Raw genomic sequence first — 25,120 nt, forward strand, 5'->3', positions numbered from 1 at the left:
TCACCTGCCCGTACGGTGCCGACCGCACCTGCTCGTACGTGTCGGCTCACCTGCTCCTGCGGTGTCGGCTCATCTGCCGTACGGTGCTCGGCTCAGCCGGCCGGTTCGATGTTCTGGTTGGCGTGGAACAGGTTGTGCGGGTCGTACGTGTGCTTGATCTCCGCGAGCCGGTCGTAGTGGTCGCGGTAGGTGGCCCGGACGCGCTCCTGGCCTTCCCCCGCGCCGATGAAGTTCACGTACGCACCGCCCATGGAGTACGGGTGCAGTTCCTCCCAGTAGTCCACCGCCCACTGCCGGATCGCCGAGGCGTTGGCCGGGTCGGGGTCGATACCGCCGATGACCCCGGACCAGACGGCGTCGCGGTAGGCCCACGCGGTGTCGTCCGGGGGGACGCGGCCGGCCGCCGCGTCGACCGGATAGAGGTGCATGGTCGTCAGATCGGTGGGGAGATTCTGGGCGTACTTGGCGTGCACGTCGATCGCCTCCTCCGTGATCCGGTCGAAGAACGCGCCGCGCCAGTACCACTGGAGCCCCTTCGGGATCAGCTCGTCGAACATGGTCTGGAGCGCGGGGTAGGGCATCGGCGTCGTGAAGTGGAAGACGGGCGGGCCCGGTTCGTTCACGGCGGTCAGGGCCTCGTCGAGTCCGTCGGGGTCGCCGGTCGAGCACCAGACGACACCGCACATCGGCAGACCGTGGATCTCCTCGGGGAAGGGCGGGCCGGGCGGGACGGTCAGCGTGGCGAAGAAACCGTTCAGTTCGTCCGGTGCCGCAGGCAGGAACTCGCGGTACCACCGCAGCACTTCGTGCAACAGGTCGAGCGGCCACAGCGTGACCGCGACGCCGACGGTGTCCACCGGGTGCAGCCGGAAGCCGAACGAGGTGACGATGCCGAAGTTCCCGCCTCCGCCGCGCAGCGCCCAGAACAGGTCGGCGTTCTCGGTCCCGCTCGCGGTGACGAAGCTGCCGTCGGCGAGCACCACGTCGGCGGAGAGCAGACTGTCCACGGTCAGCCCGTACGCACGGGTGAGGTGGCCGTGCCCGCCGCCGAGCGTGAGGCCGCCGACGCCGGTCGTCGACATGATGCCCGCCGGGGTGGCGAGGCCGAAGGCGTGGGCGGCGTGGTCGAGGTCGCCGAGCTGGGCGCCGCCGCCGACCTGTGCCGTCCTCGCGGCCGGGTCGACGCGCACGCCGCGCATCGGCGAGAGGTCGATGGTGACCCCGTCGTCCACCAGGCACAGGCCCGCACCGCTGTGTCCGCCGCCCATGACGGCCGCTTCGAGACCGTGTTCCCGTACGAAGTCCACCGCGGCCATGACGTCGGCCGCGTCGGAGCACCGCACGACGGCCGAGGGCCGACGGTCGATCATGGCGTTGTAGATGGTGCGCGCCTGCGTGTAGTCCGGGTCCTCGGGGCCGATCACCGGTCCGCGCAACGCGGTTCTCATGGTTTCGAGCGTGGCACCGTCCATGGCCTTCTCCTCGGTGTGGCGCGGACCGCGACACACACCCGGCTCCTTCCCCCGCCGTCTGTCGCTGATCGGCCGGACGTACGCCGGCGATTCGGCACCCCGGGAGCCGCGGGTGCGGTCGGACACCGCAAGGCTGTATCACCAGCCTCTCGCCGGTCCACGGGTCCCGCAATTCTCCGGCCCCCCGGGCACGGCGATCACCCCGGCACGGCCGATCACCCCGGGCGGTGGCGGCACATGGACGTCCGGCGCACTGGGCGCGCGCACGGCGAGGTCCGCGGCGAGGGCCGCGGCGAGGGGGTCGTGCCGGAGGTCCGAAGTGCCAGGTGGTCAGGAGCGCGTCCGGCATGCCGTAGAGTTGCATTCAACGACGCGGGGTGGAGCAGCTCGGTAGCTCGCTGGGCTCATAACCCAGAGGTCGCAGGTTCAAATCCTGTCCCCGCTACTGAAGGACCGGGCCCGGTACGCATACAGCGTGCCGGGCCCGAGTCGTTTCCGGACCCGTGTGCCGTATCCGGGTCCGTGCGTGCCGCATCCGCCGGGTCCGTGCTGCGTATCCGCCGGCTTCGAGCGTGCCGCGTCCTCCGGCTTGACCTTGACGCAACGTAAGGATCTAGCTTTTCCCGCATGGAGTGGTCCATCCAGGAAATCGCCAGAAAGGCCGGCACCACGAGCCGCACGCTCCGGCATTACGGGGACCTCGGTCTCCTCATGCCGAGCAGGGTCGGGAGCAACGGCTACCGCTACTACGACCAGGACGCCCTCGTCCGGCTCCAGCGCATCCTGCTGCTGAGGCAGCTGGGGCTGCCGTTGCCCGCGATCAAGGACGTGCTGGAGGGGCAGCGGGACACGGCCGTGGCTCTGCGGACGCATCTGAGGCTGCTGGAGCAGGAACGGGAGCGCATCGGGCGGCAGATCGCGTCGGTGCGGACCACTCTCCACAAGACGGAGGAGGGGAGGGAACTCATGGCGGAAGAAGTGCTCGACGGCTTCGATCACACCGTCCACGAGCAGGAGGTGACCGAGCGCTGGGGCCGTGACGCGTACGAGCGCGGCGACCGGTGGTGGCGCTCGCTGGGCGCGGCGGGGCGGAAGGCGCACCTGGCGGAGCACGAGTCCATCGCCCGGGACTACGGGCGGGCCAGGGAGGACGGCCTCGCCGCCGGCAGCGGGGCGGTGCAGGACATCGCGCGGCGGCACTGCGCCTGGCTGGCGGATGCGGAAGCGCCCGGCAGGGCGTATGTGAAGGGGCTGGGCGAGATGTATGCCGCCGATCCGCGTTTCGCGAAGAACTACGATCGGTACGGGGACGGCACCGCCGCCTTCGTACGGGATGCGCTGACGATCTACGCGGAACACCGGCTCTCCGACTGACCTCCGGAGGCCCCGGCCCCGCACGCTCCCCCCTTTGGCCGATGAGGAGTCGCCGCACGGCGCGGCTCCGGCAAGCCTGGACGGGGCGCGGTACGGTCCGCAGCCGTGGATGGACCGGGCAGGAGTGCACAGGTGGGGAAGCGGGACAGGCGGCGCGGGAGACCTGTCGGGCTGCCCGGCGCCCGGAGCCGTTGGCGTTCGGCCTTTCCGGTGCGCGGGCGCGTGCTCCCCTCCTTCGGTTTCCCGGCCCGCGGTGGTGGCCGGGGGCCGGCCGGGGGCGTCGGGGCTCGCCGGTTCGTCCGCGCGCTGCCCGCCCTGATGATCGGCGGCGGGCTGCTCTTCGACGTCGGGACCCCGCCGACCTTCACCGCCGTACCGCTGTTCGTGGCGGCGCCGCTGATGGCCGCCCCGTTCTTCAGCCTGGCCAGCACCGTCCGGACCGGCGTGGCCTCGGTCCTGGCCGTCCTCGTGCTGCACCTGTACGCGGGGACGCTGACCCGGGCCGCTCCGGTCACCGAGCTGATCACCGTGCTCACCGCCTCGGTGCTCGCCCTCGTCATCAACGGTGTCGTGCGGCGCGGCAACGAGCAGCTGGCCTCGGCGCGCTTCATCGCGGAGACCGCCATGCGGGCCGTGCTGCCGACACCGGACGACCGCATCGGCGGACTGCATGTCGCCGCACGGTACGAGGCGGCCCAGGCGGACGAGTTCGTCGGCGGTGACCTGTTCGCCGTGGCGGACACCCCGCACGGCGTACGTCTGGTGCTCGGGGACGTACGGGGCAAGGGGCTCGACGCGGTCGAGGCGGTGGCGGTGATCATCGGCGCGTTCCGGGAGGCCGCCGAGCAGGAGCGTTCGCTGGAGGGGGTCGCCCAGCGGCTGGAACGGGCGCTGGCGCGGGAAGGCACCCGGCGCGGCGGGCTCGACGCGATGGAAGGGTTCATCACGGCGGTGCTCGTCGAGATTCCGCGCGGCTCCCTCTCCTTGCGCATCGTCAACCGGGGGCACCCCGAACCGATCCTGCTCCACGCGGACGGGGCGCTGGAGGTGCTGTCGCCGACCGTGCCCGCGCTGCCGCTCGGGATGAACCTGGGTGCGTGGCCGGACCGGGCCGACGAGTGGGGGCTGCCGCCGGGGGCGACCCTGCTGCTGTTCACGGACGGCCTCTCCGAGGCGCGGGACGCGTCCGGGGCCTTCTACGACCCGGCGGCCCGGCTGCGGGGCCGGATCTTCCCCGGGCCCGAGGAGCTGCTCTCCGCGCTCACCGACGACGTCCGGCTGCACACCGGCGGCCGGTCCACTGACGACATGGCACTTCTCGCGGTGGGAAGGCCCGCTGAGGGACAGCCGGAACGCCGGACGACCGTGAGGATCGTGGGCCGGGGCGATGAATGAGCGGGGCATGCGGACGGGACGCGGGGGCGGGTCCTGTGGGCGTGACATGCGGACGGGACGCGGGGACGGGCGCGCGCCGGTTGCCGGGCGATACCACGGTGCGTAGTCGAAGGACGCCGCTCCGCATAACATTTGACGCAATGTCAGAAACCAAGTAGTGATCCAATCGTGCTCTACTCGTCCGATTCGAGCCGGTTGCACCCTGTAAGTCCATGCCAAAGTCGCGAACGATCAACGGGAAGAGCTTGGAATAGGAGCCGTCCGTCTATTAACGTTCGATAACGCAGCGCGGTCGTCCCAGTCGTCGCAAGAGGCGGCACCGTGCGCGAGCGCCGAATCCCGCAAGGGAACCGGGGAACCACCTACATGGGGTGAATCGGACACCTGTGTCTCGTCAGAGACGGAGGGGCCCGTAGGAGACCTTCCTGCTCCGAACCCGTCAGCTAACCCGGTAGGCGAGAAGGAAGGAAAGGAGTGCGCCCACGTGGCGTCCAACAAGCCTGCCCCCGAGGCCCCGTCACCCTTCGCCACCGGCAACTTCGGTGACCCGGACAGGACCTGGGAGGAATGGAATCCCACCGAGGAGTCCATCCGGCCCGTGCGCGGCAGGCACCGCGTAGCCAAGCAGCGGGGACTCGCCCGTAGCTCCACCGTCCTCGGGGTCGGTGTCATCGCGGCCGTCGGAGCGGGCGGCATGGCCACCGCGCAGAGCAAGCCGCCGGTCTCCATATCTCTTCCCGATTCCCTCGCGGCCAGTCTCCCCGACGCCAAGTCCCTTCCCGGCGTGGGTTCCTTCCTCTCCGACGAGGAGGACAAGAAGCCGGTCGCGACCGCGCCGCTCACCTCCGCAGGCATCACCGACGCCGAGGCGGAGCAGGGCGCGACCGACCCGGGCGAGGCACTCCGCGCCCGCATCCTCCAGCAGGCCGAGCAGCAGCAGGCCAGCGCCGACGCCGAGGCCAAGGCCGCGGAGGAGAGGGCGGCAGCCGAGAAGGCCGCCGCCGAGGCCAAGAAGCAGCAGGACAAGGCCGAGGCCAAGGTCGCCGCCGAGAAGAAGAAGGCGGAGGAAGCGGCGAAGAAGAAGGCGGAGGCCGAGCGCCTCGCCAAGCTCGCCGCCAGCTACGCGCTGCCGACCTCCTCGTACAGCATCACCTCGACCTACGGTCAGTCCGGCACGATGTGGTCCTCCGGCCACCACACCGGGCTCGACTTCGCGGCGCAGAGCGGCACCCCGGTCAAGGCCGTGCACAGCGGCACGGTGAAGTCCGCCGGATACTCCGGCGCGTACGGCTACCGCACGGTCCTGGTGCTCGATGACGGTACGGAGGTCTGGTACTGCCACCAGTCCTCGATGAACGTGTCGGCCGGTCAGAAGGTCAGCACGGGCGACACCATCGGCCGTGTCGGCGCCACCGGCAACGTCACCGGCGCCCACCTCCACCTGGAGGTCCACACCCCGGGCGGCTCGGCCATCGACCCGATGAGCTGGCTGCGCAGCAAGGGACTCACGGTCTGAGGACCCGTTGGGTGACCTCCGGTCGGAGGTCGCCCGGCAGGCTCCGGGCCCCGTCCCCGCTTCCGCCCCCGCATCGCTCTCCCACCGCGCCCTCACCGGGCGCCCCCGAACCCCGGCAGCCCTGACGCACACCCCCCGACGTCAGGGCTGCCGGTCCGTTGTCGTGGAATAGCGTCACAGGGTGCTCTCGTTGAACTCTGCATGACTTCTGTGACGTCTCTTCGCCCGCTCGGTTCCTCCGGCCTTCAGGTCTTCCCCCTCGCCCTCGGCGGCAATGTCTTCGGCTGGACGGCGGACGAGGCACAGTCCTTCGCGGTGCTGGACGCGTACGCCGCGGCCGGCGGCAACTTCATCGACACCGCCGACTCCTACTCCGCCTGGGTCCCCGGCAACGAGGGCGGCGAGTCGGAGACCGTCATCGGCAAGTGGCTCGCCTCGCGTGCCAACCGGTCCGACATCGTCGTCGCCACCAAGGTCGGCGCCCACCCCTCGTACAAGGGGCTCTCCGCCACCACCGTCAAGGCCGCCGCCGAGGAGTCGCTGCGCCGGCTCGGCACCGACCACATCGACCTGTACTACACGCACTTCGATGACGAGACCGTCCCGGTCGAGGAGATCATCACGGCCCTCGACCAGCTGGTGAAGGACGGCAAGGTGCGCGAGATCGCCGCCTCCAACATCAGCCCGGAGCGGCTCCGGGCGTCCCTGGACTTCTCCGAGCGCGAGGGCCTGGCCCGTTACGTCGCCCTCCAGCCGCACTACAACCTGGTCTCCCGCGACACCTACGAGGGCGCCCTCCAGGACACCGCCGCCCGCGCCGGGCTCGCCGCCGTCCCGTACTTCGCCCTGGCCTCGGGCTTCCTCACCGGAAAGTACCGTCCGGGTACGTCGGTCGACAGCCCGCGGGCCGAGGGCGCGGGGCGGCACCTGGAGTCGGAACAGGGCCGCAGGGTGCTGGCGGCGCTCGACACGATCGCGCGGGAGCGCGAGGCCGAGATCGCGACGGTCGCCCTGGCCTGGCTGGCCGCGCGGTCGACCGTCGTCGCACCGATCGCCTCCGCCCGCACGGTCGAGCAGCTGCCCGCACTGGTCGCGGTGGCCGGCCTGCACCTGACGGACCAGGAAATCGCCGCGCTCACCGAGGCGTCGGCCTGATCCACGGCGGGACCGGCCGGGCCCGGCACCCGGTCCGGCACCCGGCCGGTCCGGCACCCGGCTGGCCCGGCACCCGGCCGGCCCGGTCCCGCCGGCCGGGTGCGGGGGCGCCGACGGTTACTGCGGGGGGCGCAGATACGGGTTGGGGCCGCCGTACTGCTGGGGCGGGGTCGCGTGCGGTGCGGGCCCGTACTGCTGGGGCGGGAACCGACCCGCGTACGGCTGTCCCGCGTGCCCGTACTGCTGCGGATCCGGTGTCGCGTACGGCCCGGGTGTCGCGTACGGCCCGGGTGTCGCGTGCGGCCCCGGTGTCGCGTGCGGATACGGACCCGGCCCCGGAGACGCGTACGGACCCGGCTCCGCAGACGCGTACGCGGGCCCGTACTGCTGCTGCGGGAACTGCCCGCCGTGCGGCGCGACCGGGTGGCGGGGGTATGTGTGCGGCCGGACGGTGGCGTGGGCCGCGTACGTCAGAGCCGGACCGGCGATCTCCCGGCGCTGCCACAGGTGGTGCAGCAGCTCCCGCTCCCGCCCGGCGAAGTCCGGGCCCGCCGAGTCCAGGCGGGCCCTGCGGCGCAGCCCGGCCAGGGACGTCGCGAACGACTCGTACTCGGCGACCGCCCGCGCCGCCGCCCGGCCGCGGGCCCGGTCGGGGTGGCCGTGCCAGTGGCGGGCCAGATCACGGGCCATGCCGCGCGCCCGCATCGAGGAGAGCGCGAGCGGTTCGACCGGGGTCAGCCAGCCGGCCGCCGCGTACGCGGGCAGCTCGGCGGAGAGCGTGCGCAGCTCGCGCCGGCGTGTGAAGACGGCCAGCCAGGTCACCAGCCCGAACGCCGGGACCATGAAGATCCCGTACACCGCGTAGAAGCCGTACGGCCCGAAGGCGGAGGAGCCGTTCCACAGGGCGTGCATGCCCATCGCGAGGAGCAGGCCCAGCGCCGGCAGCAGGATCCGGCGGACCCGGTGGCGGCGCGCGCCCACGGCGGCGAAGCCGAAGCCGATGCCGGTGAGCACCGTGAACAGCGGATGCGCGAACGGGGACATCACGATCCGGACGAAGAACGTCCCGGCGGTCATCGAGCCGAGCCCCGTCACCCCCAGCTGCTGGTCCTCGCCGAAGGCGTTGCCCAGATAGAGGATGTTCTCGGTGAAGGCGAAGCCGGTCGCGGTGAATCCGGCCACCACGATGCCGTCGACGATGCCGCTGAACTCCCGCCGCCGGAACAGGAAGATCAGCAGTACGGCGGCCGCCTTGGCGCTCTCCTCGACGATCGGGGCGATCACGGTGGCGCCGAGGGTGTCGGCGCTCGCCGGGTCGGCGGTGGCCGTGGCGATCCAGCGCGTCGCGAACGAATTCGCGATGATCGCGACGAGCGCGGCGGCACACGCACCCCAGGCGAAGGAGAACAGGAGATTGCGCCAGGGGCCCGGTTCGACCCGGTCCAGCCAGCGGAAGGCCGCCATCAGCAGCGGCACGGGCAGCACGGCCAGCCCCAGCCCGACGAGGAATCCCTCCGAGCCGGTCTGCTCACGGACCAGGGACAGGATCACCAGCCCGCACAGCGCGAGCGCGACGATCACCGCACCGGCGCGGAACGCCTTGCTCCGCCACACCATGCCGACGCGGCGCGGCGCGTACCGCCACTGGCCACGCTCCGGAACGGCGCCCAGGATCTCGCCGAGCCGTCGCTCCTCGAAAACCGGGACGGCCGGCTGCGGCTGCTGGTGCTGCACGGACCCGTCGGACACCCCATGACCCTAACGACCGGGACTGACACCTGACCATCCGCGCCGGGGCACGCGGCCGGTTCGCAGCGGTCACCGCCCGGCCGCGGTCACCGTCCGCCTCCCGGCGGTCCGGCCGCCGGTTCGTCGGGTCCGGCCGCCCGCGGTCACGGTCGGCCCGCGGTCACGGCCGCCCGCAGTCACGATCGGCCCGCGCCCGCGGTCACCGTCGGCCCGTGGCCACGCCGACGCCTAGACGCGGGCGAACAGCAGGTCGTGGACCACGTGCCCCTTGTCCAGTCCCTGTCCCTCGAAGCGGGTCAGCGGGCGGAACGCGGGCCGCGGGGCGTATCCGCCGTCCGCCTGGGTGTTCTCGAAGAGCGGGTGCGCGGTGAGGACGTCCAGCATCTGCTCCGCGTACGGTTCCCAGTCCGTCGCGCAGTGGACCACGGCGCCCGGCCTGAGCCGCTGGGCCACCAGGTCCAGGAACTCCGGCTGGATCAGCCGCCGCTTGTGGTGGCGCGCCTTGGGCCACGGGTCGGGGAAGTACACCCGGAGCCCGTCGAGCGAGTCCGGCTTCAGCATCTCGCGCAGCAGGATGACCGCGTCACCGTTGGCCACCCGTACGTTGGACAGGCCGGCCCGTTCCGCGAGCCCGAGCAGATTGCCCTGGCCGGGGGTGTGCACATCGACGGCCAGGATCCCGGTGCCCAGGTCGTCGGCCGCCATCTGCGCCGTGGCCTCGCCCATGCCGAAGCCGATCTCCAGGACGACCGGCAGTCCGTCGAACAGCTCGGCCGTGTCCAGGACGCGCAGCCCGTCGATGTCCAGGCCCCACTTCGGCCACAGCCGCTGGAGGGCCTCCTCCTGACCGGTGGTGACCCGGCTGCGGCGCGGCTGGAAGCTGCGGATACGGCGCTCGTGGTGGGAACCCGCCGGATCGGCGGCGGGCCCGCCGGGGAAGCGCGGCTCCTGGCGCAGCCTGCGCTGCCGCTCGAAGGAGGCCGCACGCCGGGCGGCCGCGTCGTCCGCGGCACTGGCGTCGTCGGCCGCACCGGCTTCGTCGGCCGCACCCGGAGCACGGGGCGCGTCGGACGCGGGGGACGCGTCGGAGGCACGGGAAACGTCAGGAGCGTCCGCGACGTCGGAGGCGTCAGGGACATCAGGCGTGGGGTTCAGAGGCTGCTCAGACACAATGACCCGATTCTACGGCGGGTGGCTTCCACCCCGTGCCGCGTGCCCGCAGCAGTGCCCGCCGTGCCACCTCCCTGCCGATGGGCAGCGATGCCGTGGCGGCCGGGGACGGGGCGTTCAGCACATGCACGGTGTGCGGGGCCTCGCGGATCAGGAAGTCGTCCACCAGCGTGCCGTCCCGCAGGACCGCCTGGGCCCTGACCCCGGAGGGCGACGGCCGCAGATCGTCCTCGGTGACCTCGGGCAGCAGTCTCCGCACGGCCAGGGTGAACGCCCGCTTCGACAGTGAACGGTGCACCTCGCCCGCCCCGTAGCGCCAGTGTCTGCGGGCGATCCGCCAGGACCCCGGCCAGCTCAGCGTCTCCAGGAGCTCACCGGGGCGCACGACCGGCCAGCCGTACCCCTCCCGGGCCAGGGCGGGCACCGCGTTCGGTCCGACGTGGACGGAGCCGTCGAATCCCCGGGTCAGATGCACACCGAGGAACGGGAACGCCGGGTCCGGCACCGGATAGACCAGTCCGCGCACCAGCTCCGGCCTGGCCAGCTCGTAGTACTCCCCGCGGAACGGCACGATCCGCACACCGGGGTCGTCGCCCGCGAGCCGCGCCACCCGGTCGCAGTGCAGCCCCGCGCAGTTGACCAGCACCCGGGCCCGGACGACCGGACCGCCCGCCGTCCGCACCGCCACACCCCAGGGACGCCGGTCGATCGCGGTGACCTCCGCCCCGTAGCGCACGATGCCGCCGGCGGCGGTGACCTCCTTCGCGAGACGGGCCGCGACCGCCCCGAAGTCGCACACCCCGGTCGTTCCGACGCGGATCGCCGCGAGTCCGCGCACATGCGGTTCGTACTCCGCGATCTGCGCCGGGCCCAGCTCCCGCACCGGCAGCCCGTGCTCACGGCCGCGCTGCACCAGGCCGTGCAGCCGGGGCAGCTCGCACCGCTCGGTCGCCACGATCAGCTTGCCGGTCACCGCGTGCGCGATGCCGTGCTCCGCGCAGAAGGCGGCCATCTCGGCGGCGCCCCGCACCGCGTACCGGGCCTTGAGCGAACCGGGGCGGTAGTAGACGCCGCTGTGGATCACACCGCTGTTGCGCCCGGTCTGGTGCCGGGCCGGGCCGGGCTCCTTCTCCAGCACCGTCACCCGGGTGCCCGGAGCGGACCGCGTGATCGCATACGCGGTCGACAGACCGACGATCCCGCCACCGATCACCAGCACTTCGCAGTCGTACGCCGCGTGCGTCATCATCACGCCACCTCCCACCCCGATAGTGCACTGACCCACTGACAACCGGCTCAAACCCGGACCGGCCAGGACGTGCCACACATCCGGCACCGCGGGCCGGGGCGAAGGCCGGGATCAGACCGGGGCCACCAGCAGCGGACGGGCACGTTCGCGCAGCTCAGCGACGCGCGGCTCGTCCCCGTACGGTTCGAGCCGGTGCAGCAGATCGCGTACGTACTCCGTGGTCCGCGCCGAGGAGATCCGGCCCGCCACCTCGACCGCGCGGGTCCCCGCCGCGCACGCCGCGTCCAGATTGCCCGACTCCAGCTCGGCGACCGCGGACACGACGAGCCGCAGCCCGTGCGAGCGGACGAACTCCTCGGTCGGTTTGGACAGGGCCTGCTCGGTGAAGCGCCGCACCTGCCGGGGCGCCTTGAGGTCGCGGTAGCACTCGGCGGCGTCGGCCGCGAACCTGTCGTACGAGTAGAAGCCCAGCCACGACGGGTCGGCGTCGCCCGCCCTGGACCGCTCCAGCCAGCCCTCGGCGGCCTTGAGAGCGGCCCCCGCGGCCGCTGCGTCGCCCGCCTTCGCGTGGGCCCGCGCCTCCACCAGCCGGAAGAAGCTCATGGTGCGGGCGGTGGCGAGGCCGCGGTTGCGCTCGACGGCCGCCTGCGCGAGGTCGACCCCCTCGTCGGCGAAGCCGCGATAGGTCGCCTGGAGGGACATCGAGACCAGGACATATCCGCCGAGCGGGACATCGGCGGCGGCCCTGGCCAGGCGCAGGGCCTGGATGTAATAGCGCTGGGCGGCTTCCTGCTGGCCGGTGTCGAAGGCCATCCACCCGGCGAGCCTGGTCAGTTCGGCCGAGGCGCCGAAGAGGGCACGGCCCACCTCGTCGGTGTACGAACCGAGGAGCAGGGGCGCGGCGTCGACCCGTAAGCACTCCGGGACCATTGAGGAACGCCAGTCCCCGCCGCCGTACTTGGAGTCCCAGCGGCGCGCGTCCTGGGCGGCCTCGCGCAGCTTGGCGACATCGCTGTGGCCGACCCGCAGGGGCGAGGCGTCGGCCGCGGACTCCGGGCCGGGCTGCACGGGCACCGATCCGACCGGCACGGACAGCCCCTGCGCCCCGTGTGCGAGCAGTGCGCCGGGTACGCCCGGCGCGGCCGTCGAGCCGTGTGCCCTCTGTGCGCCGTGTGCGCTCTGCGCGCCCAGGATCGCGGCACGTGCGGCCGTCGAATCCCGTGCCACCGACGGATCGGCGGGGGTTATCAGCCATCGGGAGGCGGGGGTCGCGTACGCGCTGACCGCGAACGACCCCGCCAGGGATTGCCAGATTCCGCCGCCGCCCCGCCGTCCGGCGAGATCCAGCCGGTACAGCTCGGTCGCCGACCGCACGGCTTCGCCCACGTCGCGCGGGAAGGCGAGCCCGACCTCGGGCGCCGGATCGGCGTCCGCGAGCCCGATCTCGTGCAGCGGGACCGGCCGGCCGAGCTTGGCGCCGATCGCCGCGGCGATGAGATGGGGCGCGGCGCCCTGCGGCACCATGCCCTTGGCGACCCACCGGGCCACCGAGGTCTTGTCGTAGCGAAGTGTCAGACCGCGCTGTGCTCCGAGGTCGTTGACCCGCCGGGCCAGCCCGGCGTTACTGATTCCCGCGAGGGCGAGAACCGTGCCGAGCTTCTCGTTCGGCCCGCGTTGCTCCCTGGACATGCGCCACCCCTCGACACACAGACAGCCGTCGCATCACCGAGGACGGCGCGCGGCATTCGTACCGATGCCTCCCCAGGTTCGAACCCCGTCACTCCGGCCGCACACGCATTTGGCCGAGCCCCGGGGAATATGCCGCCCTGCTGGGAACATCAGTAAACCCAGCGTAGTTCGCCGCATCCCTACCGTTAAGGGGCGGGCGTCCCTATGGCGGGATTGTTGTCCGTGCGGGCGGTCGGTGTTCGATTCCCGGCCGTGTGCCGGGCGTGGTCGTGCGTGCACCTGGTGTGTGGCCGTGCGCCCGGCCGTGCGCTCTGGCCCGGCCCGGCGCGGGAGCGCTTCCATGGATGCTGCGTGGGTCGGCCCGCTGGACTGGACTCAGTGGGCTGGGGGATGCCGCCGCCCCATTCCCCGCGGGCGGCGGACCGGTCCGGGAGGTGAGGCCCACCTCCCGGGCTGTGCGTGGAGCCGCTCGGCGCGGGGGTGAAAGCGGACAGTCGCCGGTTGCGGCGCGCGCCGAGATTGGCTCAATGACGACGGTCGGGTGAGGCTCTGGTCAACGGTCGGACTATGGCTGGATTTCGACCGTTCGCCCGGGTGGTCAACCGGGCGGCCGGAACGCCGCACCGGCCATTCGTGGCTGACGCCCCGGCTCCGCAACACCCGGAAGCCCGCGTTCCGTTGCCAATACGCCGTAGTTCGCGCCCTGGAAGCGCTGCCGGGCCCTTGCCAGGGGCGCATGCCCTTCCGGTGTGCGCTGCCCGTACCCCCTCCGGCCGGCCGTTGTCGTGGCAGCATGTCCCGCAGCGGTGTCCCCGTTCTCCCTGTACGCCGCTTTGTCCACAGCCTGTGGAGGCGGCGATGCGTTGGTTGGTGGGGTGGAGCAGTATCGCCGCGAGCTTCGGCACCGTGGGCGCGGTCGGCGTCGGCGGAGAGGGGCGCACGGTCCACCCCGTGGGGTCCCAACTCCTGTGGGGGGACCCGGATCCGCTCTGGGCGGTGGGCGACTGGCGGCCCGACGAGATCCGCGTCATCAACGCCCCGACCCCCGAGGGCGCCCCCACCACCCGCCTCGCCGTCCTCGGCTGCTGCGGGGCCACCGACGAACAGCTGCGCGTCGGACTGCTCGCCGCCCGCGGCGGGGCGATGCGCCATCTCACCGCCTGGCCGGGCAGTTACACCGCGGTCGTCCAGATCGGCCGCCGGATCACCGTGGCGGGGGACCTGGCCGGAGCCCGCCCCGTCTTCCACACCCCCTGGGCCAACGGCACCGCCTACGCCACCGCTGCCCTTCCCCTCGCCGACCTCATCGAGGCCCAGCTCGACATCGGACACCTGGCCGCCCTGCTCGCCTGCCCGGAGACACCGGAGGCGCTGGGCGACGGCACCCCGTACGTCGGTGTGAAGCGGGTCCCACCGGGGCACGCGCTGATCCTGCGCGAGGGATCGCGCGAGATCACCGGGTACGAGGCGGTGGCCTCGCTCGCCGTCGCGGCACCCCAGGCCGACCCGGTACACGCCGTGGAGGGCGTGCGCGACGCACTCGTCGAAGCCGTACGCGCCCGGCTCACGGCCCCGCGCCACGCCCCCGAGACCCTGCCGCCCGACCCCGGCCCGGTCCCCGGCATGGGCCCCGCCGAACGCCGTGCGGCCCGCGGCGCACCCGTGCCCGGCATCGGCGCCGATCTCTCCGGAGGCAGCGCGTCCGCCACCCTCGCGCTGCTGGCCGCCGGACTGCCCGGACTCCCCGGCACCCTCCTCGGCCACGGTACGGAGGCGGGGGAGCGGCTCCTCGCGGTCACCTTCAACGACCTCACCGCCCGCGGCCACGAGGACGAACTCGAACGCGCCCGCGCCATCGCCGCCAACCCGCGCCTGCACCATGTGGTGGTCCCGGCGGGCGAGGAAGCGCTGCCGTACGCCGGGCTGCTGGAGAACGGCCCGATCACCGACGAACCGGCCCCCTCCCTCGTCGTCGCCGAGCGCCACCGCCGCCGCCTCACCGCGGGCAGCGCCGACCATCTCGTCGGCCATGGCGCCCGGCAGGTGCTGGACGCGCACCCGGCCCGCCTCGCCGACCTGCTGATGGACCGGCGCAGACGGCATCTGCTGCGCCCCGTCGCCGCCCTCACCAAGGCCGAAGGCGCCACGGCGCACTCCCTGCTGGTCCCGCTGGCCCTCTACCGGGCGGCCCGGCGCCTGGCCCGTACGTCGTACCGCACCGGCCTCGAAACGGCGGCCGGACTTCTGCCCGACGCCAACCGGTACGCCCCCGACCTCGACACCCCCGCCGACGCCTCCCTCGCCGCCCTCGCCTGGTCACGCCCGGGACCGGCGGCGCGCTGGCTGACGGGGGAGGCACTCGCAGAAGTATCGGTTCGCCTTCAGGAGGCGGCGATCCGGCCGAACTCCGCCCAGCGCCCGGGGGAGGCACGCGCCCGTGCCGCGCTCGCCCGCAGCGCCGCAGGCCACCGCATCCTGGAACAGGCCGCCGAGGTGCGCAGCCAGCGAATCCACGCGCCGTTCCTCGACAACCAGGTCGTCCGGGCCGCCCGCGCGCTTCCCGAATCCCTCCGCGTCCAACCCGGCGCACGGCCCGCGATCCTGCGCCGGGTCCTGGCGGGCGCGGGCATCCACGACCTCCCGCCCGGCTGGGGAGTGCCCTCCCAGGCCACCTCGGCCGCGGCCACCCGCATCGGCCTGCGCACCGCGCTCCCCGAGCTGATGGCACTGTTCGACGCCCCGCTGCTCGCCGACGCCGGGCTGGTGGAGGCCCGGGTCGTACGCAAGGCGCTGCGCGCCGCCTCCGAGGGGGAGCCCCTTCCCCTGGACGGCCTGGCCGATCTGGCCTCCACGGAACTCTGGCTGCGGCGTCTCCTCGGACGCCGGGGCACCTGCTGGACGGGCACGGCGGCCCCGCGTCAGCGCGCCGTCGCGGGTGGGGTGGTCCCCTCCGGGCGAACCCTTCAGCCGTGACCGCACGCCGTCCGGTGCGCCGCCCCGGACTCAGCGGCAGCTGATCCTGGACTCCGCCCAGTTGGCCAACGCCACCCCGCCCAGCGGCGACTGCGCCTCCACGACGAGCCGGATCGTGGACTGGCCGCCGATGCCGACGTCCACCGGAACGGCGGGGTCGCCGCCCTCCATGACGGGGGACTGCCACAGCCGGACCCCGTCCCCGTTGAAGACGGAGAAGCGCACCGAGCCGAACCCCATCGTCAGATCGTCGATGCCGGCCATCGCCCGGTAGCGGGTGCACTCCCGGTTCAGCTGGATGACGACCGAGGAATTGGCGTGCACGGTCACTCCGGGTGCGTACCGGGTGGACGCGATCGACAGATTCTGGCGCTGCCAGAGCCAACTGCTCTCGCCGAACACCACCTCCGGATCGACATGGTCCCCGAGCAGGGTGTAGCCGAGCTCACTGACCTGATAGACGGTCGGATCCGGCGGTTCGGGGGGCGGCGGCGGCGGAGTGGGAGTGGGAGCCGGGGGCGGGGTGGGCGCGGGCGGCTTCGGAGCCGGAGGCTCGGGCTTCGGCGTGACCTTCGGGGGCGGCGGCGGAGTGGGCGTCGGCTTCGGGGTCGGCTTCGGCTCGGGCGGCGGAGCCGGCACCGGTGCTGCGGGTGCCGTCGGCGGTTCGGGCTTCGGCCTGGGCGGCGGCGGGGGAGCGGGCACCGCGGGTGCCACCGCCGGCGGCTTGGCCACAGGCTTCGGCTCCGGCTTCGGCTGGTCGTTCCCGACCAGCGCCCAGGCCAGCCCGGCCGCCGCCGCGACGGCGACCGCCGCGGCGATCCCCGCCTTCGCCGGTGCTCCGAGCCCTTCCGCCGCGGCACCCCCGGCCGTACCTCCGGACGCACCCTGGCCGGTCGCCGCGGCGGCGACCCCGACTCCGGTCGCGCCCGCCGCGCCGCCCGCCACGATGCCCGCGGCCTTGAGCGAGTACCCGACGGCGAACCAGCCGATGACCGCGACCGGGAGCAGTGCCGGAATCCCGGCGTTCACATGGTCCAGCTCGCCCGCGGCGATCCGGCACTTCGCGCACTCGTCCAGATGCTTGCGCAGCCCGCGCTCGGCCCGCATCCGCAGCCCGCCCCGGGCGTAGGCGCCGAGCCGGTCCGCGTACTGGGCGCAGTCGCCGCCCGTCACGAGGGCCTGGCTCACATGCGCCTGGAGGTAGGCCTGCTTGAGTCCTTCGCGGGCCCGGCTGGCCAGTACGGCCGTGGCGTTGGCGGTCAGGCCGAACAGCGGGGCGATCTCGCTCGGCGACTCCTCCTCCACGGTGGTGTGCCAGAGCACCGCCTGCCAGCGCTCGGGCAGACTGCGGAACGCCTGCATGGCCATGGACTGTTCGGCCTCGTGCATCGCCAGCACATCGGCGCCGAGGTCGAGGGTGTCGTCGTCCGACAGCTCCGACGTACGTACCGCCTGCGCGGCGAACACCGCGAAGTCGTCGACCAGATGCTCCCGCTTCGCGCTCTTCGTCCAGGCCGCGGCGACATGGCGGACGGCGGTCATGAGGTAGGCCCGGACGGCTTCCTGCGGCCCCTTGCCGCCGCGCACCGCCTGGAGGGTCCGCGCGAAGACCTCGGCCGTCAGGTCGTCGGCGGTGTGTGTGTCCCGGCAGCAGCTGCGCGCGTAGCGGCGCACCGCGCCCGAGTGCCGGCGGAACAGCTCCTCGTACGCGTGGTCGTCACCGGACCGCATGCCCTCGATCAGCTGGGCGTCGGACTGTCCGGCCTCGCCGGCCCCGCCGCGGCCCTCCCGCTGCGGCGGAACGGCGAATCCGGTCCCGGCACCACCGCCCGCGGGGCTGCTGTCCGGGCCGGCCGGGGGGCTGTCGGCCACGGACCGGCCGTCGACGGACGAAGGGCCCTCCACCTGCGCGGGCCACGGACCGGGCAGGACGGTGCCGCCCTCGTCGTTGTCCTCGGCGTCGTCCTTCGGCGGAGCGGGGCGGGCCTGTCCCGGCATCCGCCCCACGGGCGGCCCACCGGCCTCCGTGCCCCCGGCCGCAGTGGCGATCCCGTCGAGCGACTCATGCTGTTGCCCGTCACCGCTCATCGCGGAAGCCCCCGTATGCACCCTTCGGACCGAACTCCGAGCAAGAGTGCCACACGGCCCGAAGGCGGCGAACGTTGAGTCCCGCCAACCACTCATCCGGGGCTTTTTCCCGAATGGGAGCACTAGACATCCCCCTTTCGGGGAATGCTTCATCGCGATTTCAGCCGCCGAGGGCGGTCCCGTCAGCGCCCACCCGACCGGGCGGACCGGCCGGACGGAGCAGTCGGTCCCGTCGGCCGGACGGAGCGGTCAGCCGGACCGGCCGGACCGGCACCCCTCACGCCGGGCGGGACCGCAGCCCCTCCAGCAGGATGTCGAGCAGCCGGGCCGATGCCGCGGCCTGCTGAGCTGCGTCGGGCAGCGAAGGGGCGGCCGTGGCGATGACCAGGAGCACATCGGCCACCGTCACATCACCGCGCAGCTCACCCGACTCCCGCGCCCGGTCGACCAGACGGCCCACGACCTCCAGCAGCTCGGCCGCTCCCGTGTCGTCGTCGTCGAGACCGTCCACGGCGGCGGAGCGCTGCGGGACCACCCGGAGATCGGGCTGCCCCGCACTCTGCCGCTGCTGCGGAACACGCCGCTCGTCGACGGCGTCACCGGACACCGTGCCCAGGACGGGAGCCGGTACCGGCTCGTCCGTGTCGACCCCGACCCGCAGCACCTGCGGCGGCAGCAGCCGTCCCGCACCCGACGCCACGGACGTCCGCAGGAAGCGGGAGAGAGCCGACCAGGGCTCCTCCTCCAGTCCCAGAGCGGTGTGCGCCTGCTCGGTCAGCCGGGAAGTCTCCTCCTCGGCTATCCGGCGCACCAGCACGTCCTTGCTCGGGAACCGGCGGTAGACGGTGCCGACGCCGACCCTCGCCCGACGTGCCACGTCCTCCATCGGAGCGCCGTAGCCCAGCTCGCCGAACACCTCACGTGCGGCGCGCAGGACATGTTCCAGATTGCGCTGTGCGTCCACGCGGAGCGGCGCCGAGCGCGCTGTCATGCCGGTCCCTCCGGCCGAGGAGACCGCCGCGGCCGGTCCGACCGGGCCGGCGGAACTCACGGTTCCGACCGCTCCCACCGCGCTCAGCCGCCCGTTGCCCTCGGCCGAGGACGAGACAGCGGCCTGCCAATGCGAATCCTGAATGTGCATAACTTCCCCCGGTTATGACGTCTCCCCCCGGAGACTTCCCGCCGTGTCAGCCGGGGAGCGGATCACACGTCATCCGAACCCGACACCCCGACGGGTTACGAACATAGTTGAGCCCGGGTCAATTCAGAAGGGGGTAGTTCCGCACGGAGCGCCCCCCGATCGGAGCAAGGGCCGGGTGGTTCCTGATTCCGCCCCATCCCGGCACCCCTTCCGCAAGGCCTGACCTGCACGGCTGTCGCATCCCGAGGCACACCGGACCCGATGGATCGTCAGGATCCTCCGGTCACACAATTTGCCGGGGCTGTGGACAAACCCCTGTCGCCGTTGCGTCATGGGGTGGTGATGGCTCCAGATACCCGGGGAACGACCCCCGGCACCCGGCCAGGTGTCCGCATCCTCGTCGTCGGCGGCGGCTACGTCGGGATGTACACAGCGCTGCGTCTCCAGCGGAAGCTGAAGCAGAGACTGAAGAGCGGTGACGCCGAGATCGTGGTCGTCACGCCCGAGCCGTACATGACGTACCAGCCCTTTCTGCCCGAAGCGGCCGCCGGGTCGATCTCACCCCGCCATGTGGTCGTGCCGCTCCGCCGCGTCCTGCGCCACTGCCGGATCGTCATCGGTGAGGCCGAGAGCATCGACCACGCCAAGCGGACCGCCACCGTCATCACCCTCGCCACGGCGGAGGACGGCACCGGAGCCCTGGAGATCCCGTACGACGAGATCGTCATCGCCCCCGGCTCCGTGTCGCGCACCCTCCCGGTCCCCGGCCTCGCCGAGTTCGGCATCGGCTTCAAGACCGTCGAGGAGGCCATCGGCCTGCGCAACCACGTCATCGAACAGATGGACATCGCCTCCGCCACCCGTGACCCCGCCATCCGCGACGCCGCCCTGACCTTCGTCTTCGTCGGCGGCGGCTACGCGGGCGTCGAGGCACTGGCGGAGCTGGAGGACATGGCCCGCTACACCTCGCGGTACTACCACAACATCAAGGCCACGGACCTGAAGTGGATCCTGGTCGAGGCCTCCGGGCGCATCCTCCCCGAGGTCGGCGAGGCGATGGGCGGATACGCGGTCCGCGAGCTGCGCGGCCGCAACATCGACGTACGCCTCGAAACGCGCCTGGACACCTGCGAGGACCGGGTCGCCGTCCTCAGCGACGGCTCCCGCTTCCCGACCCGCACGCTCGTGTGGACCGCGGGCGTCAAGCCCGCCCCGCTCCTGGCCGCCACCGGCCTGCCGCTCACCGGACGCGGCCGGCTCCGGTGCACCACCACGCTCGGCGTCGAGGGCAGCGAACACGCCTGGGCCGCGGGCGACGCCGCCGCCGTACCCGACCTGACCGCCGCCGGACCGGGCGCGGAAACCGCGCCCAACGCCCAGCACGCGGTGCGCCAGGCCAAGGTCCTCGCCGAGAACGTCCTGGCGGCGATCGACGGCCGGCCGCTCACGGAGTACCGCCACGGGTACGCGGGATCGGTCGCCTCGCTCGGTCTGCACAAGGGCGTCGCCCATGTCTACGGCCGCAAGCTGAAGGGCTATCCGGCCTGGCTGATGCACCGCGTGTATCACCTCAGCCGGATCCCCACCTTCAACCGGAAGGCGCGCGTTCTCGCCGAATGGACGCTGGCGGGGCTCTTCAAGCGCGAGATCGTCTCCCTCGGTTCGCTGGAACACCCGCGGGCCGAGTTCGAGATCGCGGCGGGCGGCACCGGAAACCGCCCCCGGCCGGGCGCCGGCCCGCCGGACCGCGGCACCGACCCGCCACCCCCCGGAAGCAGCCCTTCCCCGGGCGACGGACCGCCGAGGACGTCCGGCTGAACGGCCACTGTCAGTACGGTCGGTCACACTGGACGTGTGACCATAGGTGGGCCCACACCTGCACAGAGTGACCCCGGCCGGCAGTGACCAACAGCGACCAGCAGCGACGCACCAGCAGCACGATGAGGCCCGGCTGCGCCTTCCCGGGGGACCGGCCCCCGGTACCCCCGACCCAGGCAGAAGAAGCAGCCCGCCCGAGCGGACCAGACCGACACACGAGGCCAGAAATTCCGTGAACTTCACGCGTTGGAGCGCCCGCCTTCCCGGAACGCAGCGTCGCGCCGCCGCGCGGGACGACCGCAGTTCCGTGCCCGCGGCCCGAGCCGAGTACGCACAGCCGGAGAGCCGGTCCGCCCCGCCCGACGGCGAGTCCGCCCCGCCCTCCGGTCCGTCCCCCGAAGGCACCCCGGCCCCCGGGGCCGCCCGCCCCCTCGCCCTCGACGACCTGTCGGCCCGCGACATCCTCGGCAGGCTCCCCGCGCCCGTCGCCCTCCTCCACGGCCCCGATCACCGCGTCGTGTACGTCAACGACGCCTACGAGGCCGCGTTCGGCCCCCGCCCCGCCGGGGTCCCCGCCGCCGAGGCCATGCCCGAGTTCGCCGAGATCGGCGTCCTGCCACTGATGGACCAGGTGTTCCGCAGCGGCACGCCCCGCACGGTCAAGTCGCGCAGGACCGCGGACGGCGGTTCGTACACCGTGACCTGCACCCCGGTGGCCGCCCGGGACGGGGAGAGCGCGGAAGAGGGCACAGCGGGAGAGAAGAAGAAGGCGAAGGAGCAGCCGAGGACGGACGAGCCGGCGAAGGAGAAGGCGAAGGAGAGGGACGGCGCGGACAAGGGCGTGGGAGGCGTCCTCGTGTACGCCGCCGATGTCACCGACCACGCCGAGGCCGCCGAACGGCTCCGCACCAGCGAGCGCCGCCACCGCGAAACGGCCGTCACCCTCCAGCGCTCCCTGCTCCCGCAGGAGCTGGAGCAGCCCGACGACCTGCGGATCGCCGCCACGTACCAGCCCGGCGGCACGGACGCGGCCGTCGGCGGCGACTGGTACGACGTCATCACCCTGGGCGCCGGCCGCACCGCCCTGGTGATCGGGGACGTGATGGGCCGCGGGGTCCGCGCCGCCGCCGTCATGGGCCAGCTGCGCACGGCCGTGCGGGCGTACGCGCGCCTGGACCTCCCGCCCCACGAGGTTCTCCAGCTCCTCGACGGACTCGCCACGGAGATCGACGCCAGCCAGATCGCGACCTGCGTCTACGCGGTCCACGACCCCAACGAGGGCCGGCTCGTCTACGCCTCCGCGGGCCACCTCCCGATCCTCGTGCGCGACGAGGACGGCACGGTCCACCGGGCGGCGGACCCCACCGGACCGCCGCTCGGCACCGGCGGCTGGGTCCATACGTCGGACACGATCCCGCTGCCGCCCGGCTCCACCGCGGTCCTCTACACCGACGGTCTGGTCGAGCGGCGCAGCGAGGACATCGACGAAGGTGTGGCCGCCCTGGCACGGGCGCTGTCCGGCGCCAAGGGCGCGCCGCAGGTGGTCTGCGACCGTCTGATCCGCTCCCTGGGCGTGACCGCGGAGCACGACGACGACGTGGCGGTGCTGGTGGTCCAGCACCCCGCCCGCACCGGGTCGAACGCGGAGCTGTTCCACAACGCCGCGCTCGACCTGCTCGGCGGCATCGAGGCGGCCCCGAGGGCCCGCGCCTTCGCCACCGGAGTCCTGACGTCCTGGCGCTTCCCGGTCGAGCTGTGCGACCTGGGCGTGCTCGCCGCGAGCGAGCTCGTCGCGAACTCGCTCCAGCACGGGACCCCGCCGATGCGCCTGGGCCTGCGCCGCACGGACCGCAGGCTGATCATCGAGGTGACGGACGGCGCCGACCACCTGCCGCGCCGCCGCCGGGCCGAACCGGCCGACGAGGCGGGACGCGGCATCTCGATCGTCGCGACGATCGCGTCGTCGTGGGGCAGCCGCCGCACACCGGGTGGCGGCAAGGCGGTCTGGTGCGAGTTCGCGCTGCCTCAGTGAGCGGCGGCGGGCACCGCGGCGGGCTCGGCCTCCGGCACGGACACGGCCACCACCCGTGAGGGCACCGCGGCGAGCGAGGGCTGGTCCTGTACGGGGGTGAGCCGACGGCCCAGCCGCAGTGCCAGCACGGTGATGCCCAGCGAGAACAGCACGAACGTCACGATGTACGGACCGTGCAGGGCCGCCCCCATCGGCCCGCCCACCGCCGGACCGACCGCCAGCGCGAGCTGCTTGCACAGGGCGAACGCCGAGTTGTACTGCCCGACCATCGACTCCGGTGCCAGATCGGCGACCAGCGGGGCCACGGTCGGCGACAGCATCGCCTCGCCCAGCCCGAACAGCGCGTACGTCGAGATGAACGCGGCCGTCGCCATGGTCTGGCTGCCGTGCCCCAGCCCGGCGTAGCCCGCCACGATCCAGGCGAACGCCCAGATGAGCCCGACCCAGGCGATCACCCGGCTGCGCCGCCGACGCTCCACCAGCCGCAGCACGACGAACTGCGCCACGACGATGACGGCGGTGTTGGCGGCCAGCGCGATACCCAGCGTCGAGGGCTCGATCCCGGCGGCCTCGGTCCCGTACGCCGCGAGCCCGGACTCGAACTGTCCGTAACAGGCGAAGAACAGGACGAAGCCCAGGACGCACAGCTGGACCATCGCCCGGTGCGAGAGCAGCGCCCGCAGCCCGCCCTTGGCGGCGGACCCGTCACCCGGCCGGACGCCGGAGAGCGAAGCGGGCCGGGCCATCCGCACGGTTCCCGCGACGACGCCGAGCACGACGAACATCACGGCCTCGATGCCGAACAGCAGAGTGAAGCTCGCGGGCCTGCTCGTGTCGACGATCTGCCCGCCGACGAGCCCGCCGAGGCCGAGGCCCAGGTTCTGCAGGAAGAACTGCATGGCGAAGGCGCGCGTACGGGTGGCGGTGCTGGAGCACCAGACCAGCATGGTGGCGAGCGCCGGCTGCATGACCGCCGTGCCCGCACCGAGGATCGCCGCCGACAGTACGGCGGTGGTCACGCTGCTGGAGAAGCCCAGCGCGACGGCGCCCACGGACGCCACACCGGAGGCGAGGACCAGTACGGGCAGCGGCCCGCGCCGGTCTATGGCCCGCCCGGTGAACGGCAGTACGGCCAGTGCTGCCATGGCGAAGACCGCCAGCACGACTCCCGCCGTACCGGCACCCAGATCCCGCACCTGCGCCACGTACACGTACAGATACGGAACGGTGAACCCGAGGCCGAACGCGCTCAGCGCGCTCCCCACCTGGATCCGCCGCAGCGCTGCGCCCATCTCCCTGGTCACACTCACCTACCTCAAGATCTTGAAGGAATCAGACTCGAAGACTTTAGCACTAAAGTTAGAACCTTAACAATGTACATTGAAGGACTTCGATGGTGATGAAAGGCATGCCATACTGCCCGCCATGTCTGACACCACCGAGCAGCCCGGCCCCCAGGAGCCGAGCCTCGACGAGCAGATCGCCGCCTACCAGCGCGAGTTCGGCGACCTGGACCCCCAGGTCGAACAGGTCGTCTCGGCCCTCGGCCGACTGAACCGGCGCATGAACGTCGCGTACGGACGACAGGTCGCCGCCCTCGGCATCAGCAACGCGGAGTGGGAGGTGCTCAAGACCCTCGTCCTGTCCGGCACGCCCTACCGTCTGGGCCCCGGCGAACTCGCGAAGCGCCTGGGCCTCACCCCGGCGGCCATGACCCACCGCATCGACCGCATGGCCGGCGAGGGCCTGGTCACGAGGGACCGGGACGAGAACAACCGGGTCCGCGTCATCGTCGAGCTGACCGACGAGGGCCGTACGAAGTGGCTGGAGGCGATGCGCATGGCCTCCGACTTCGAGGAGGATCTCCTCCAGGACCTCTCCGGTGACGAGCGCGGAGTACTGGGCGAGATGCTGATCCGCCTCCTGCGCCGCGTGGAGCACGCCCAGCCGGACGCGGGCGGCCGCCTCACGGACCTGGACTGAGGGCGCCGGCGGGTGCGCACGGGCGAGGTTGACACGGTGCCACCCGATCCGTAAGGTTCTTCGAGTTGTCACGGGGCCGGAACGGTTCTGCGACAGCCGATCCCGCCGCGAACGCGGCAACCAAAACTCAGCACGATCTCCCACTCGGGAAGATTTCGGCATGCCGGAATTCATTTCGAGGCTCGATTATGAGTCGCCGGGAGAATCCGCTAGAGTTTGAGCGTCGGAACGGCCCAACAGCCGGGAAGACAAACCCCGCTGACTGGGAATCAGGCCCGAAAGGATCTGATAGAGTCGGACTCGCCGGAAAGGGAAA

16 protein-coding genes, 1 tRNA gene and 1 riboswitch are annotated in these 25,120 nt (G+C 72.7%); of the genes, 9 read left to right on the forward strand and 8 right to left on the reverse strand.

Annotation, left to right across the window (positions count from 1 at the left end; genetic code table 11):
- Nucleotides 1–92: 92 nt before the first annotated feature.
- On the reverse strand, nt 93–1,472 hold the full coding sequence (locus ACIGJO_RS33035) for an FAD-binding oxidoreductase (protein WP_399964612.1): 1,380 nt from the start codon (nt 1,470–1,472) through the stop codon (nt 93–95).
- A gap of 371 nt (nt 1,473–1,843) precedes the next feature.
- On the opposite strand from ACIGJO_RS33035, the gene ACIGJO_RS33040 reads away from it, so the two are divergent.
- The 5 genes from ACIGJO_RS33040 (at nt 1,844) to ACIGJO_RS33060 (ending at nt 6,912) form a co-directional block, all read left to right on the forward strand.
- A tRNA-Met gene (locus ACIGJO_RS33040) sits at nt 1,844–1,917 on the forward strand.
- Nucleotides 1,918–2,099: 182 nt separating this feature from the next.
- Entirely contained in the window at nt 2,100–2,846 is a 747-nt protein-coding gene (locus ACIGJO_RS33045; RefSeq protein ID WP_399964582.1) for a TipAS antibiotic-recognition domain-containing protein, read from the forward strand.
- A gap of 222 nt (nt 2,847–3,068) precedes the next feature.
- Nucleotides 3,069–4,241 (forward strand): PP2C family protein-serine/threonine phosphatase, encoded by a 1,173-nt coding sequence (locus tag ACIGJO_RS33050; protein WP_399964584.1) that lies wholly within the window; start codon nt 3,069–3,071, stop codon nt 4,239–4,241.
- Between the two features lie 320 nt (nt 4,242–4,561).
- Nucleotides 4,562–4,714, forward strand: a riboswitch (cyclic di-AMP (ydaO/yuaA leader).
- Between the two features lie 11 nt (nt 4,715–4,725).
- Nucleotides 4,726–5,757: a M23 family metallopeptidase gene (locus ACIGJO_RS33055; protein ID WP_399964586.1), complete on the forward strand. Its 1,032-nt coding sequence runs from the start codon at nt 4,726–4,728 to the stop codon at nt 5,755–5,757.
- A 210-nt stretch (nt 5,758–5,967) separates the two neighbouring features.
- Nucleotides 5,968–6,912: an aldo/keto reductase gene (locus ACIGJO_RS33060; protein ID WP_399964614.1), complete on the forward strand. Its 945-nt coding sequence runs from the start codon at nt 5,968–5,970 to the stop codon at nt 6,910–6,912.
- 117 nt (nt 6,913–7,029) lie between these two features.
- On the opposite strand, the gene ACIGJO_RS33065 is transcribed toward ACIGJO_RS33060, so the two are convergent.
- From ACIGJO_RS33065 to ACIGJO_RS33080, 4 genes are all read right to left on the reverse strand, one after another.
- The gene (locus tag ACIGJO_RS33065) at nt 7,030–8,661 is read right to left on the reverse strand and encodes a PrsW family glutamic-type intramembrane protease (RefSeq protein ID WP_399964588.1); all 1,632 of its coding nucleotides are present in this window, start codon (nt 8,659–8,661) and stop codon (nt 7,030–7,032) included.
- A gap of 228 nt (nt 8,662–8,889) precedes the next feature.
- The gene (trmB, locus tag ACIGJO_RS33070) at nt 8,890–9,831 is read right to left on the reverse strand and encodes a tRNA (guanosine(46)-N7)-methyltransferase TrmB (RefSeq protein ID WP_399964590.1); all 942 of its coding nucleotides are present in this window, start codon (nt 9,829–9,831) and stop codon (nt 8,890–8,892) included.
- A complete protein-coding gene (gene lhgO, locus ACIGJO_RS33075) occupies nt 9,824–11,080 on the reverse strand; it encodes an L-2-hydroxyglutarate oxidase (protein WP_399964592.1) in 1,257 nt (418 codons plus the stop codon). Before lhgO ends, trmB begins: the two co-directional genes overlap by 8 nt.
- A 111-nt stretch (nt 11,081–11,191) precedes the next feature.
- Nucleotides 11,192–12,769 (reverse strand): sporulation protein, encoded by a 1,578-nt coding sequence (locus ACIGJO_RS33080; RefSeq protein WP_399964594.1) that lies wholly within the window; start codon nt 12,767–12,769, stop codon nt 11,192–11,194.
- Nucleotides 12,770–13,627: 858 nt separating this feature from the next.
- Here ACIGJO_RS33080 and ACIGJO_RS33085 point away from each other — a divergent pair.
- Nucleotides 13,628–15,742, forward strand: coding sequence for an asparagine synthase-related protein (locus ACIGJO_RS33085; RefSeq protein WP_399964596.1), 2,115 nt, complete (start codon nt 13,628–13,630; stop codon nt 15,740–15,742).
- A gap of 30 nt (nt 15,743–15,772) precedes the next feature.
- Here ACIGJO_RS33085 and ACIGJO_RS33090 read toward each other — a convergent pair whose 3' ends face one another.
- Together ACIGJO_RS33090 and ACIGJO_RS33095 are read right to left on the reverse strand one after the other, a co-directional pair.
- Nucleotides 15,773–17,830 carry a sigma-70 family RNA polymerase sigma factor gene (locus ACIGJO_RS33090; RefSeq protein WP_399964598.1) on the reverse strand — a complete coding sequence of 686 codons (2,058 nt, stop codon included), beginning with the start codon at nt 17,828–17,830 and terminating at the stop codon, nt 15,773–15,775.
- Nucleotides 17,831–18,107: 277 nt separating this feature from the next.
- Entirely contained in the window at nt 18,108–18,971 is an 864-nt protein-coding gene (locus ACIGJO_RS33095; protein WP_399964600.1) for a TetR/AcrR family transcriptional regulator, read from the reverse strand.
- A 342-nt stretch (nt 18,972–19,313) separates the two neighbouring features.
- Between ACIGJO_RS33095 and ACIGJO_RS33100 the strand changes: the two genes are divergently transcribed.
- Together ACIGJO_RS33100 and ACIGJO_RS33105 are read left to right on the forward strand one after the other, a co-directional pair.
- The gene (locus tag ACIGJO_RS33100; protein ID WP_399964602.1) at nt 19,314–20,789 is read left to right on the forward strand and encodes an NAD(P)/FAD-dependent oxidoreductase; all 1,476 of its coding nucleotides are present in this window, start codon (nt 19,314–19,316) and stop codon (nt 20,787–20,789) included.
- A gap of 232 nt (nt 20,790–21,021) precedes the next feature.
- On the forward strand, nt 21,022–22,821 hold the full coding sequence (locus ACIGJO_RS33105; protein ID WP_399964604.1) for a SpoIIE family protein phosphatase: 1,800 nt from the start codon (nt 21,022–21,024) through the stop codon (nt 22,819–22,821).
- Here ACIGJO_RS33105 and ACIGJO_RS33110 read toward each other — a convergent pair.
- Nucleotides 22,815–24,113 carry an MFS transporter gene (locus ACIGJO_RS33110; protein ID WP_399964616.1) on the reverse strand — a complete coding sequence of 433 codons (1,299 nt, stop codon included), beginning with the start codon at nt 24,111–24,113 and terminating at the stop codon, nt 22,815–22,817. The two genes, ACIGJO_RS33105 and ACIGJO_RS33110, sit on opposite strands and share 7 nt — an antisense overlap.
- Before the next feature lie 133 nt (nt 24,114–24,246).
- Here ACIGJO_RS33110 and ACIGJO_RS33115 point away from each other — a divergent pair, with 133 nt between their 5' ends.
- Nucleotides 24,247–24,804, forward strand: a complete 558-nt coding sequence (locus ACIGJO_RS33115; protein WP_399964606.1) for a MarR family winged helix-turn-helix transcriptional regulator — start codon at nt 24,247–24,249, stop codon at nt 24,802–24,804.
- The last annotated feature ends 316 nt before the right edge of the window (nt 24,805–25,120 follow it).

Origin of the sequence: Streptomyces sp. NPDC079020, assembly GCF_044542225.1 — a bacterium.
In the GTDB taxonomy this organism is placed as follows: Bacteria; Actinomycetota; Actinomycetes; order Streptomycetales; family Streptomycetaceae; genus Streptomyces.